This window comes from Croceicoccus ponticola (genome assembly GCF_004004515.1).
Taxonomy (GTDB): domain Bacteria; phylum Pseudomonadota; class Alphaproteobacteria; order Sphingomonadales; family Sphingomonadaceae; genus Croceicoccus; species Croceicoccus ponticola.
Window position 1 is genome coordinate 308949 of sequence record NZ_RXOL01000004.1, and the last position, 12767, is coordinate 321715.

The 12767-nt window shown below is 61.5% G+C and carries 9 protein-coding genes; 4 read left to right on the plus strand and 5 right to left on the minus strand.

Features of this window, described 5'->3' with window-relative positions; genetic code table 11:
* Position 1: 1 nt before the first annotated feature.
* Together EKN06_RS11215 and EKN06_RS11220 are read right to left on the minus strand one after the other, a co-directional pair.
* Positions 2-1147 (minus strand): thiolase family protein, encoded by a 1146-nt coding sequence (locus EKN06_RS11215; RefSeq protein ID WP_127612995.1) that lies wholly within the window; start codon positions 1145-1147, stop codon positions 2-4.
* Entirely contained in the window at positions 1144-1539 is a 396-nt protein-coding gene (locus EKN06_RS11220; RefSeq protein WP_127612996.1) for a Zn-ribbon domain-containing OB-fold protein, read from the minus strand. The genes EKN06_RS11215 and EKN06_RS11220 overlap by 4 nt, the downstream gene beginning before the upstream one ends.
* 153 nt (positions 1540-1692) lie before the next feature.
* Between EKN06_RS11220 and EKN06_RS11225 the strand changes: the two genes are divergently transcribed.
* Complete coding sequence (locus EKN06_RS11225; protein ID WP_127612997.1) at positions 1693-3312, plus strand: GMC family oxidoreductase; 1620 nt, start codon at positions 1693-1695, stop codon at positions 3310-3312.
* Between the two features lie 12 nt (positions 3313-3324).
* Here EKN06_RS11225 and EKN06_RS11230 read toward each other — a convergent pair whose 3' ends face one another.
* Entirely contained in the window at positions 3325-4095 is a 771-nt protein-coding gene (locus EKN06_RS11230; protein WP_127612998.1) for a helix-turn-helix transcriptional regulator, read from the minus strand.
* A gap of 127 nt (positions 4096-4222) precedes the next feature.
* Here EKN06_RS11230 and EKN06_RS11235 point away from each other — a divergent pair, with 127 nt between their 5' ends.
* The 3 genes from EKN06_RS11235 (at position 4223) to EKN06_RS11245 (ending at position 9450) form a co-directional block, all read left to right on the plus strand.
* Positions 4223-5338: an acyl-CoA dehydrogenase family protein gene (locus EKN06_RS11235; RefSeq protein ID WP_127612999.1), complete on the plus strand. Its 1116-nt coding sequence runs from the start codon at positions 4223-4225 to the stop codon at positions 5336-5338.
* Between the two features lie 227 nt (positions 5339-5565).
* A complete protein-coding gene (locus EKN06_RS11240) occupies positions 5566-7758 on the plus strand; it encodes a catalase (protein WP_127613000.1) in 2193 nt (730 codons plus the stop codon).
* Positions 7759-7881: 123 nt separating this feature from the next.
* The gene (locus tag EKN06_RS11245) at positions 7882-9450 is read left to right on the plus strand and encodes an FAD/NAD(P)-binding protein (RefSeq protein WP_127613001.1); all 1569 of its coding nucleotides are present in this window, start codon (positions 7882-7884) and stop codon (positions 9448-9450) included.
* Positions 9451-9466: 16 nt separating this feature from the next.
* Here the strand turns inward: EKN06_RS11245 and EKN06_RS11250 are convergent, their stop codons facing one another.
* On the minus strand, positions 9467-10057 hold the full coding sequence (locus tag EKN06_RS11250) for a DUF2391 family protein (RefSeq protein WP_164844046.1): 591 nt from the start codon (positions 10055-10057) through the stop codon (positions 9467-9469).
* 152 nt (positions 10058-10209) lie between these two features.
* Entirely contained in the window at positions 10210-12738 is a 2529-nt protein-coding gene (locus tag EKN06_RS11255; RefSeq protein WP_127613003.1) for a TonB-dependent receptor, read from the minus strand.
* Positions 12739-12767 lie beyond the last annotated feature (29 nt).

Below are 12767 nucleotides of genomic sequence, written 5' to 3' on the forward strand. Positions count from 1 at the left end.
CTCAACGCTCCAGGATCGTGACGGCCGAAACGCCCGGCGCGCCATAGACGTGGCTGTACGCGGTCTTCGGCTGGCCGGGCACCTGACGCGCCCCGCCGTCGCCGCGCAGCTGCACGACGTTTTCGTAAACCTGCCGCAAGCCCGATGCGCCGATCGGTTCGCCACATGCAAGGCAGCCGCCGTCGGTATTGACCGGCAGCTTGCCGCCGATTTCCGTCAACCCTTCGATCAGCCACTTTTCCTGTTCGCCATCGGCGCAGAACCCGTTTTCGGCCATGTGCATCAGTTCGGCGCCGGCCTCAGTATCCTGAAGCTGGGCGACATCGATGTCTTCGGGCGAAATCCCGGCGATGCGGAATGCGTCGCGGCTGGCGATGTTGGTCGCGCTGCCGCCTCGTTCGATATCGACGCAGGGCGCAAACACTTCGAAACTGCCGGGCGGGCGGGTGCGCATCGTCGCCGCCTTCAGCCGGATCGGCACCTTGCCCAGTTCGCGGGCCTTTTTCTCGCTGCCAAGGATCAGCGCTACGCCCCCCTCGGCGGGCGAACAGAACATGTATTTGGAATAAGGATCGGACACCATCGGCGCATTCATGATCTCGTCCAGCGGAACCGGCTGACGACGCCATGCGTGGGGCGCCTTTTCACCGTTGCGGAACGCCTTTTCGGCGACTCGGCCCAGCGCTTCGCGGCTGATGCCGTGAAGGTGCATGTAGCGCATGATCTTGTTCGCGAAGAACTGCGTCGTGACCATGTAACCCGCGTCGCCATACCATTCGGGCAGATTGTATTCCGATGGTTTGGCATCGAACGCACCGCGAGGATGCTTGTCGAACCCGACGGCAAGGCCGATGTCGCATTCGCCCGACTTGATCGCCATCTGCGCCGAAAACAGCGCCGATCCGCCTGCGGCGCAACCATTGCGCACGTTGATGAACTGCGCGCCCGTCAGGCCCAGTTGGTCGACCATCGTGTCCGGATTGCCCGCCGCGTCGGACGCGCCATAGGCGAACTGCACGTCCGGCCATTCCAGCCCCGCGTCGGCCAGCGCCTGGCGCACGGCGTAGACGCCCTGATCGACGCCGCTCATTCCTTCGGTCCGGCCGAATGGGTGGATGCCGATGCCGATGATGCAAACGTCGCTCATGCTGCTGCTCCCGCAGGTTTGAACGCCGGGATCAGCACGCTTTCCGCGGCATCGGGATCGAGCGGGATGGGCGCGAATTCCAGCGGCATGCCGATTTCGATGGCGTCGAAATCGACATCGGTCAGCCGCGCCTCGACAATAGTTTCACCAGGAAGCTCGACATAGGCGACCGGAAACGGCGTGAATGCCTCGGGCCCCTTGTAAGGCGGGCTTTTCGGACGAAAGCGCTGAATGGTATAGCTCCACAATGTGCCGGTGCGCGACAACGGTACCGGTTCGAACCGGTCGTTCGCGGGACAGGGAAATACGATGCGGCCCGTTTCCCGGTTCCGTCCGCCGATCAGGCGCGGTGCCGCTTCGTCGGTGAACAGCCCTTCGGCGATGGCTTTCATCTCTATCCTCTCGGCGCCCGAAGTGTCCGGGCATTGAATCACATTTGGTACGAACCCGTTAAAGCGCAATCGCGGCCAAAGTGCAGGCTCCCTAAAACGCTAGGAGCCTCGTTTGCGCCCGCATGCAACCTGATCGGCAAGGAGAGATGCGCCATGACAGCATGCTGGGATTACATCGTCGTCGGGGCTGGATCGTCGGGCTGCGTCCTTGCCGAAAGATTGAGCGTTAACAAGAACAAGCGCGTCCTCGTGCTCGAAGCGGGCGGCGAAAACGGGTTCTGGAACCGCATGCCCAAGGGTGTCGCCAAGCTGGTGACCGACCCCGACAAGATCTGGCTGTATAAAGTGACGCAACCGCGCGAAAAAGGTGGCGAGGCATCCGAATTCTGGCTGCGCGGCAAGGGACTGGGCGGTTCGTCGTCGGTCAACGGCATGATCTGGAGCCGGGGGGAAAAGGCCGATTACGACGCGTGGGAGCGCGATCACGGCGCAATCGGCTGGAACGGCGAGAGCATGACCGACGCATTTCGCGAGCTTGAGGATCATCCGGACGGCCCGACCGACATGCTGGGCAGCGGCGGGCCAGTCCATGTCGATCCCGCGATCTACAGCTATCCGCTGGCCGAAACCATGATCGAGGCGGGCGAGACGCTCGGGATGAAAAGGGTGCGCGAACTGAACGCGCAGCCCGGCCCGCGCGTCGGCCTTTATAGTCACAATATCGCCAAGGGCCGGCGGCAGAGCGCTTCGGTCACGTTCCTCGAACCGGCTCGCAAGCGCGCCAATGTGACGGTCCTCACCGGGGCGCAGGCGACCCGCATCGTGTTCGAAGGCACGCGCGCCATCGCGGTAGAGGCGCGGGTGAACGGCGAAATCCGCCGTTTCGACTGCACTGGCGAAGTCGTCGTCGCCACTGGCGCGATCGAAAGCCCGCTCTTGCTGCAACGATCGGGAATCGGTCCTGCGGACGTGCTGCGCGGTGCGGGCGTCGCGGTCGTGGCCGAGAGCCCTGATGTCGGCCGCAAGCTGATCGAACACCTGTCGCTTTCGATCCCCTATCGGCTGACTGGCGGCAAGGGCACGCATCGCAGCTTCTTCGGTCTCGGCCTCGTCAAGGTCATGGCGCAGTACTTGTTGTCGGGCACCGGCATCATGGCGACCGGCCCGTTCGAGGTCGGCGCGTTCTGCAACGTGTACAACCCCGACGGGCGCACCGACACGCAGATGTACCTTGGCGCCTATACATTCGAGATCGGCGACGACAACAACCCCGCGCCGCTGGACCGGATCGACCGCAAGCCCGGCATCACCATCTATGGCCAGCTGCTCCGGCTGACGAGCGAGGGCGTGCTGGCCATCACCGGCCCCGGACTTGACGATGCACCGCGGATCGAACCCAATTTCCTGACCACCGAACATGACCGGCAAAGCGCCATCGCGCTGGTGCGCAAGATGCGCGATTTCGCCGATGCCGAACCGCTTGGGCCATTACTGGGCGAAGAAGTCATGCCCGGACGGCAGGTGTCGAGCGACGAGGATATCCTCGCCTTCTTCCGCCGCTATTCCACATGCGGCCTGCACGGCATCGGGTCGTGCCGGATGGGCGGCGACGCCGCATCGGTCGTCGATCCGCGACTAAAAGTGCGCGGCGTGGACAATGTGCGCGTGGTCGACTGTTCTGTCGTGCCCGGCCACATCACCGGGAACACCAATGCCCCGGCCATGGCGCTGGGGCTGCGCGCGGCGGCGATGATGATCGAGGACGCCCGCTGACGCCCGAACGCCTTAGTGCAGCGAAATGTAGCCCAGCTGCGCCGCCTTGAAGACGGTCTGGCTGCGGTTCACGGCGTTCAGCTTGGTCGACGCGTTGTGGATGTGGAACCGGACGGTCGCCCGGCTGCGCGACATGATCATGCTGATTTCAAGATCGGTTTTGCCGATCGCGGCCCAGCGCAGGCATTCCACCTCGCGCTTCGATAGCCGCGAGCCGGGCGGCAGCGCCTGAATCGAGCCCATCACGCGGGTATAGCTTTCGAGAAAAGCGCGCGAATAGATCCCGAACAGATCGCCCAACCTTTCGAATTCGGCGGAGAGGTCGGTGCGCTTGGTGTCGAGCAGATTGAAGCTGACAGCGCCGATCTTGCCGAACGCCATGTGCACGGGAACGACGATGGCGGCTCGGGTGCGGGCGCGTCCTTCGAAGTTCGAAATGTCGATCGCGTCGAGGTATGCGTTGGGCGAGCGCAAGTGAAACCCTTCGGCGTTGACCCAGAATGGCTCCGTCTCGAAGCGGCAGGCCGATGTGATCGGGGATTCGAGCGCGATTCGCGGGTTGCGCCACCACACGTCTTCGCGATCGGGCCAACCAAAGATGTCCTTTGCCAGAACATTGCCGTCGGCATCGACCGGCGTGCGCTTGTCGGCGATATCGTGGGCCGGCGCGGCCAGCATCCCTTCGGCCGCGGCAATATCGGCCAGTACCCGGGCCGCGGGGCGGATGTCGTCGGGTGTGCGGATGCGGACGTCGTCGAGCTTGTCGATTACGAGCTTGGGCATGAAATTCCTCTCACCTTCGGAGCCTATAGCCCCGGGCGCGCAAGAACAATGGCCGTTCGCCTAACATTTTGCAGAGCCTTGTGCACTGCGTAAACCTGCTAGACCGGAGACGGTATAAGGAGACGTTGTGAATTTCGAGCTGAACGAAGACGAGGAAATGCTGAAGGCTGTGGTCGAACGGTTCGTGTTGGACCGGTACGACGTGGAAAGCCGACGCACGTACCTTGGCGAAGCCGGCGGTTTCAGCGCCGAGAACTGGGCCCTGCTTGCAGAGCTTGGCGTCATGGCCGTGCCCTTGCCCGAAGATTTCGGTGGGCTGGGCCTCGACGCGACCGCATTGGCTGTTACGTTTGAAGCGTTGGGTCGTGGCATCGTCGTCGAACCCGTGCTCGAAAGCGCGGTTCTTCCCGCCCTTATTCTTGCCAATTGCAACAATGCCGATTTGGCCGAACGGTGGATCGGCGAACTGGCCTCGGGCGAAAAGCGCATCGCGCTCGCTCACGCCGAAGCCAACGCGCGATCCGGGTCGACATGGATCGAAACCCGTGCGGTCGAACAGGACGGCAGCGTCACGCTCGACGGATCGAAGGCCTATGCCATCGCCGGCGGCAGCGCCGATGCGTTTCTCGTCAGCGCGCGCTTTTCCGGCAATCCCGGCGATGCCGATGGGTGGAGCCTGTTTCTCGTGCCTGCCGACGCTACCGGCCTGCGCATCGAACAATGGCGGCTTGCCGACGGAACTTGGACCGCATCGCTCGACCTGTCGGCCGTAACCGTCGGCGCAGATGCCAGGATCGATTGCAACGCCGATCAGGTCGTGCACATCCGCGCGCTGGCATCGCTTGCCCGCTCTGCCGAGGCTTTGGGCATTATGGAGGCGATGTTCGCCGAAACGCTCGATTACATTCGCACTCGCGAACAGTTCGGCACCCCGCTCGGCACGTTTCAGGTCATCCAGCACCGCATGGCCGATCAATATGCCGCGCTCGAACAATCGCGCGCGCTGATCGAACTGGCTACGGTGAACGCGGGCGAGCCCAGCTTTGCCCGTCACGTCGCCGGGGCGCGTGCCTTCATCGCCGAAACCTCGCTCGCGCTCGGTCACGAAATGATTCAGATGCACGGCGGCATGGGCGTCACCGACGAACTGTCGATCGGACAGGGACACAAGCGCTTGCTGGTCCTGTCGCGCTGGCCCGAACCGCCGACCGCCACGCTCGACCGCTTCGCCGCCGCCGATTAGGCCGCAGGGCCACCGACACGAATTTCGAGCAGCATGAGAGCGGCAGGAGACGATTCCCTGCCGCTCTCTTTTGTGCGCCATGCGCCCCGAGCCTCACGATAAGGGGGTCGACGCCGCGTTTATTTGACCGACGGCACGAAACAAAGGCCCTCCGCGATCATTAAGGATATTCGAACGCTGGCGATCGCCAGAGGCAAACTATCCTTGCCAGATCAGAGGTATGTCGCATGACGAAGAATTCATCCAAGACCAAGACGCAAGGCGACAAGGGTGCGGCCAGCCCTGCTCTCGACAATTCACTCGGCGACATTCAGCAGGGCACAGGACAAGTCGAATTCGCGCAGGAAGCGCGCGAACAGGGCGGCGAGACGCATCAGCATATTGCGGCCAACAGCGATCATGACAGCGCGGTCGGTCACCTCACCGACAATCACGGCCATCGCATTTCCGACAATCAGAACAGTCTGAAGGCTGGTCCGCGCGGGCCGAGCCTGCTCGAAGATTTCGTCCTTCGCGAAAAGATTTTCCACTTCGACCACGAACGCATCCCCGAACGCATCGTCCACGCTCGCGGATCGGGCGCACACGGCGTTTTCGAAGTGACAGACGCGATCCCCGAACTGACCAAGGCCGATATCTTTCAGGAAAAGGGCGCGACCTGCCCCGTCTTCGTCCGCTTTTCGACCGTCGCCGGATCGAAGGGTTCGAAGGACACGCCCCGCGACGTGCGCGGTTTCGCGGTCAAATTCTATACGCAGGCGGGCAACTGGGACCTTGTCGGCAACAACATGGCGCCGTTCTTCATTCAGGATGCGATCAAGTTTCCCGACCTGATCCATTCGGTCAAACCCGAAGCAGATCGCGGCTATCCGCAGGCGGCATCGGCGCACGACACGTTCTGGGACTTCATCGGACTGATGCCCGAATCCATGCACATGATCATGTGGGCCATGTCCGATCGCGCCCTTCCGCGCAGCCTGCGCATGATGGAAGGTTTCGGTGTGCACACGTTCCGGTTCGTGAACGCCGAAGGCAAGGGAACCTTCGTCAAATTCCACTGGAAGCCGGTGCTGGGCATGCAGTCGACCACTTGGGACGAAGCGGTCAAGATTTCGGGCGCCGATCCCGATTATCACCGCCGCGACCTGCACGAAGCGATCGAGGCGGGCGACTTCCCGGCATGGGAACTCGGCGTCCAGACGTTCGACGACGCATGGGCGGCAAAGCAGCCCTATGACGTGCTTGACGCAACGAAGCTGATTCCTGAGGAAGAGATTCCCGTGCGGATCATCGGCAAGATGACGCTCAACCGCAACGTCGACAACTTCTTTGCCGAAACCGAACAAGCGGCTTTCCTGCCGACCAACCTGATCCCCGGCATCGATTTTTCGAACGACCCGTTGTTGCAGGGGCGGCTGTTCAGTTACCTCGATACGCAGAAGTCACGTCTGGGCACCACCAACTTCCACCAGATCCCGATCAACGCGCCCAAATGTCCGATGCACAATTTCCAGCGTGACGGCGCGATGCAGACGCTGATGCCGACGGGACGCGCCAATTACGAACCCAACAGCCTGGCCCAAGCGGGCGAGGACGGTGGCCCGCGTGAATGCCCGGAAACCGGCTTTGCATCCTTTGCCGAAATGGGCGAACGCACCGACACGACCGCCAAGGTGCGGGCCCGTGGCGAACTGTTCGCCGATCACTTCAGTCAGGCGCGGATGTTCTACCTGTCGCAGACCGAAAACGAACAGGCGCACATCGCGTCGGCCATCGTTTTCGAACTGTCTAAGGTATCCCTGCCGCATGTACGCAACCGTGTCGTCGCGCAGATCAGGAACATCGACGAAGACCTCGCCAAGCGGATCGCGACGGGCCTTGCCATAGACTTGCCCAAGGCGGAAAAACCCGCGCGCAAGCCGGTCGACCTCGGCACGTCCGACGCCCTGTCGATCCAGAAGAACGCCAAGGACATGTTGAAGGGCCGCAAGGTCGGCATCCTGTTCGCCGAAGGATCGGACAAAAACGCGATTGATAACGTCAAGTCTGCGGTCGAGAGCGCCGGTGGCTCGGTCATGCTGATCGCGTCCAAGATCGGCGGGATCAAGGTCGCTGGCGGAACTCTCGAAGCTGATGGCCAGCTTGCCGGGACGCCGTCGGTCGTGCTGGACGCGGTGGCCATCATCCTGACCGAGGATGCGGCCAAGAAGCTGACCAAGGACAGCGCGGCGGTCGACTTTGTCAGCGATGCCTGGGCCCACATGAAGGCCATCGGACACGATGACGGCGCGTTGGCTTTGCTGAAGCATTGTCACGTGCCCGCCGATGCGGACGGTGTTTCCGCACCGGACAAGTCGTTTGCCGCCAACGCCGCAAAGCGGTTCTTCGCTCGCGAAGCCGATGTCAGGGACCTTGCCTGACACCATGAACATGGCCCGGATGCGATAAATGCCGCATCCGGGCCTTTCATTTCTTCCAGATCACAACGTTTGCCGCATCTTCCCGCGCCATGCCCGGGGCGGCACGCCCGGAGCCATTGGCACATGAAGTCAGTCGCAATTATCGGCAGCGGCCCCATCGGCATCTACGCTTTGCAGCACCTGATTGCGACGAACGAACCGCTTGCCGTGACGGTATTCGAAGCGTCGGACAAACCCGGCGTCGGCATGCCCTACGACCCGGCGCTCAACGCCGATTACATGTTGTGCAATGCCTTTAGCCGCGAAATTCCGGGACCTGTCGAAAGCCTGCTGGAATGGTTGAAGACCCGGCCCGCCCGCGAACTGAGCGAGTGGGAACTGTCGTCGCACGACCTTTCCGCGCGGGCCTTTTACCCGCGCGTCCTGATCGGCGAATATCTGGCAGCGCAATTCGCCGGATTGCTGGAAAAGGCCAAGGTGGACGGTCGCTCGGTGAGCGTCCGCACGGGGACATACGTGACCGATATCCTGCCCGGCCACGAGGGCATGGCGACTTTGCGCTTCGTTGCTGACGGGACCGAACGCGAAGAACGCTTTGACGCTGTAGTGATCGCTTCGGGCCACACTTGGCCGAAACAGCCGACGATCGGCGATGTCGAACTGCTGTCGCCATGGCCCTATACCAATCTTCTCGACATCGAGCATGACGCCATCGGCATTCTTGGCTCGTCGTTGTCCGCGATCGACGTGATCGTCGCGTTGGGCCATGCCCACGGCAGCTTCGACGAAAGCGGAGATACCGTGACGTGGACCCCGTCACAGCCGGATCGAAAGCTTGCGATCACGATGGTTTCGCGACACGGCATCATGCCCGAAGGCGACTTTTACTACGCCTTCCCCTACGAGCCGCTACGTCATATTTCGGACGAAGCGGTCGACCGGGAAATCGAACGCGGCACCGATACGCTTTTGCGCCGGGTGTTCGATCTGCTGTGCGCGGAACTCGACGCCGCCGATCCCGGCTATCTTGCCCAGTTTCCCCCGTCAGCGCGAACGCTCGAAGGCTTTGCCGAAGCCTATTTTTCCAAGCGGCAGCAAGTCGGCGGGCTTGACGCGGTCAAACGGGATCTCGTCGAAGCGCGGGCCAGCCTTCGACGCAAGGAAACGATCCCGCATCGGTACGCGCTGCTGCGGGGGCACGAAACGTTCGATCGCATCCTGCGCTTGCTTTCGCCCGAAGATTACCGCCTGTTCCTCGACCACCTGATGCCGGTGTTCGCCGATTGCTATGCGGCCGTCCCGCATCTGTCGCTGGCCCGCATAGTCGCCATGTACGATGCAGGCGTGCTGGACCTGCTGGCGACCGAGGACGGCGCTGAATTCGGTTATGACAGCGAAGGACGCATCAGGATCGGCACGGAAGAGGGCAAGGCGCGTTTCGACGTCCTGATCGACGCACGAGGCCAATCGCCCGCGCCGCTGGATAGCATTCCCTTTCCCGGATTATTGGCCGCCATCGCCGACGTTGACGCCGAAATCGAAGCACCGTTCGCCCTCGATCTCGCGCGCGAAGATGGTCCGCAAATCTACTGCCTTGCGCTACCCCAATTGCTGCAACGCCATCCGTTTTGCCAAGGGCTGGTCGAATGCAACGAATTCGCCCAAATCGTGGCGGGCGACATCGGTGGTTGAGCTTCAGATCGAGTTTCTAGGGTGCGACGTAAGACACGATCCGGTGCCTTGCCGTCGCTACCCGCACCGGTGACGCCACGACGAAAGTGACGGTTTCGTTCTGTCCGATGATCGGTATCTCGACCTCGTGCTCTTCTCCTCCGACTTCGATCGCCTCGGCCCCGTCGCCGCCGCCAAGCTGGTTTATCGCCACCGCTGCCCCGATGCTGGTCGGTATGGCTTCGAGCGCGACCGTCTTCGCCGTCAAGTACAGGTCGAGTGACGGTTCGATGATTCCCGACACCGAAAGCGTGAGCGTGCTGGTCACGATGCCGATGCCAAGCGTGACGACCGAATCCCACCATTTCGACTTCTGCCAGGCGTTGCGGCGGAACCCGGCAAAATCGAGATAGGACTTATTGAGGAAGAAGGTCACCACCAGGAACGCCAGCAGTGCCGCGTCGGGAATGACCTTGGCGATCTCCCACATTTCCAGCGTGAACAGCAGCGGCAGCGACACGAACAAGGCACCCGCCACGCCGCGCGCAAGATCCCTGATCTCAACGGTTCCCGCCGGGCAGGTGACATCGCCGTCGCGGATCGGCGTTTTCCAGGAAGTAGCGTGCATCATCGTTGCGCAACGCACTGCGGCGCTTTTAGTTCGAATTCATCGACGCGGGCCGACAATCCTCCCCTGAACCTGACAACCTTTTCATTCCGATCGCAAAGCCCGCCGCTCGGCCGGTGTGGCCGCGCGGCGAGCGTTGCGAAAGAAAGACCCTAGAAGGTGTAGCCCAGCTCGACACCGATCCGGCGCAGGGCTCCCGGTGAAAGAAAGGCTCCGCCAAACTCGATCGCCGGAATGACTTCATTGAGGTATTTCTTGTTCGTAAGATTGTCGGCGAACGCGATGATCGACCAGTTGTCCGCCTCGATGCCCGCTCGAACGTTGAGAACGCCAAATTTGTCACGCTGGGTGCGCGAATAGTCGGCATCGCCGACAAAGCTTGGCAGCGCCAACGCCGAATCGGGCAAAAGACCGCTGAACAGCGTCGGCGAAGTGTCATCCTGCACGGTGTGGAACCATGTCGGCCCGGTAATACGGTAGTCGGCACGGACCACGAAATCCATCGTGTCGGTCACGGGCTGTTCAAGCTGCGTGCCAAGATTGATGGTGTAATCTGCGGTGTACGGCGACTTGTTGCCGACAGTGGCCGGCCGCGAAGCATTCTCCTTTATCTCGCTCTCGGTGACGTTTACCGAGCCGAAGACGTTCCAGCCAGGCATCACTTCCGCGTTCAGATTTAATTCGCCCCCGTAGAGCTCGACCTCGTCGATGTTCGAAACCACCCTCAGCAGGCCGAACCCGCCAACGAAGAATTCGAAGAACTGCATGTCGTTGACGGTGGTATGATAGCCGGCAAGGTCGAACGTGACACGACCATTGAAAAGTTCGCCCTTCAGGCCAGCTTCGAACGCGCTCGATTTTTCTTTCTTGAACACGTCTTCGATAAGGACGTTGGTACCGATGAACTGATTGAAGGCCGCGTCGACAATTGCCGCCGAACCCTGGTTGTTGAAGCCGCCCGATTTAAAGCCGATGCCCCAGTTGGCATAAAGGTTGATGTCGTCGCTAACCGCATAGCGCAGTGAGATCTTGGGCTGCAGCTGCTTGAACGTCTGCGACTGATCGGCAATCGGCCCAAACGCCAGGCCGGGATTGATCGGGCCTCCGGTAAAGGGGTCCACCACGTTGGGCACCAGGCTTTTTACCGAACGGTTCTCGATATCGTACCGCGCTGCAATGCCAAGGTCGAGGCGGTCGCTGATCTCGAAATCGAGAGAGCCGAAGACAGCATAGACGTCGGTGGAGAAAGCATCGTTGTAGAGCTGGCTGGTCGGGTTTGATGAGCCCGGCGGATTGTAAAGCTGCTCTGTGATCCCGGCGCCCAGATCGGCGCCAAGGCTCACGCCCACTTCGCGGTCGATGTGCAGGTAGTAAGCACCGACCTGCCAGTCGATGGCCTCGTCCCCATTGGAAGCGAGGCGGAGTTCGCCGCTGATGTCGCTCTGTTCACGGATCTGATATTGGGTGCCATCGCAAGTTGCCGGGCTATAAGGCCCAAAAGTCGACCCGTTTGCGGGATCGAAAATGAACGGCGTGGGCACTGTCCCGATGAACGTCGGCTGGTTCAGCGGATAGCCGGTCAGGCTTGCGGTGGATGCGAAACATGCTGCCGATGCATCAAGCGAATCCTGCGTCGCGCCCGGGAAAGTGAAGCGCGCGAAGTCCGCCGAAGTACCGTCTGCAGTAAGCGCCTGATTGACCTCACTGTAAAGAGCCCAAGCGGTCAGCGTCGCGGCATCGAATTCATGCTCGACCTTTGCGGAAATCTCGAAAGTGTCCTGATTGTTGGTCGGGCGGATATTCGGATAAAAATCAAACGGATGGTCGTTTACATCTTCGAAGAACGCGGGATTTACCGCCGCGAAGTTGGGCAATGCGAACGCAGCATTGAACGCGATCGAAGCGCCGGAGAACTTCGCGTAGCGAGCCTTCAGGTCGATCTCGGTCGAAGGGCCGAGGTCCGCCACAAAGCGGCCATCGATCGACCATGATTCCGCATCATCCACGGTCTTGGAGTCGAGAAAGCTGTTGCGGTAGAAGCCGTCGGTCGTCGAGTAGCTGCCCGACAGAACCAGACCGGCACTTTCACCGATCGGGGTCGAGATAAAGGCAGAGGCCTTGTAAGTCTGATCTTCGGCAGCGCTTACCTTTATGCCGCCTTCAAGGACGCTGGAAGGCTTAAGCGTCTGGATCACGATCGCGCCTGCCGCGGCGTTGCGCCCGTAAAGCGCGCCCTGCGGACCCTTCAGAACTTCGATCTGGCGCAGCGTGCCCTGATCCTGATTGAGCTGCGCGGTATTGGTCTTGAGGATGCCGTCCACGACCAGTGCAACCGAACTTTCCGCATCGCGCGCGCCGTTGATGCCGCGGATGTTGATCTGGGTGTCACCGGCCTCCACGCCGCCGGTCACGATCGTGACGCCCGGAGTGAGCTGCACAAATTCGTCTGCCGTCTCGATGCCCGCTCGATCGATCGATTCAGCGGTGAAAACAGTGATCGCCGTCGGCACTTCGGCCAGAGTCTCCGACTGGCGACGGGCGGTCACGATGATCGCGTTGCCAGTAGCAGGCTCTTGCGCGGCCGTGGCTTCGCCGGCTTGGTCCTGGGCCATTGCAGGGGTTACGAGGATGATCGCGCCAAGCGCGGCACCCGCCGCCAGCATGTTTTTCAAATTCCTCATTTCAGTTCTCCTTGAACCGTGTCTTTTTT

What these genes read in the sequence shown, in the direction of transcription:
- EKN06_RS11215 (WP_127612995.1), bottom strand. Translation starts at nt 1,147, where the DNA reads ATGAGCGACGTTTGCATCATCGGCATCGGCATCCACCCATTCGGCCGG.
- EKN06_RS11220 (WP_127612996.1), bottom strand. Translation starts at nt 1,539, where the DNA reads ATGAAAGCCATCGCCGAAGGGCTGTTCACCGACGAAGCGGCACCGCGC.
- EKN06_RS11225 (WP_127612997.1), top strand. Translation starts at nt 1,693, where the DNA reads ATGACAGCATGCTGGGATTACATCGTCGTCGGGGCTGGATCGTCGGGC.
- EKN06_RS11230 (WP_127612998.1), bottom strand. Translation starts at nt 4,095, where the DNA reads ATGCCCAAGCTCGTAATCGACAAGCTCGACGACGTCCGCATCCGCACA.
- EKN06_RS11240 (WP_127613000.1), top strand. Translation starts at nt 5,566, where the DNA reads ATGACGAAGAATTCATCCAAGACCAAGACGCAAGGCGACAAGGGTGCG.
- EKN06_RS11245 (WP_127613001.1), top strand. Translation starts at nt 7,882, where the DNA reads ATGAAGTCAGTCGCAATTATCGGCAGCGGCCCCATCGGCATCTACGCT.
- EKN06_RS11250 (WP_164844046.1), bottom strand. Translation starts at nt 10,057, where the DNA reads ATGCACGCTACTTCCTGGAAAACGCCGATCCGCGACGGCGATGTCACC.
- EKN06_RS11255 (WP_127613003.1), bottom strand. Translation starts at nt 12,738, where the DNA reads ATGAGGAATTTGAAAAACATGCTGGCGGCGGGTGCCGCGCTTGGCGCG.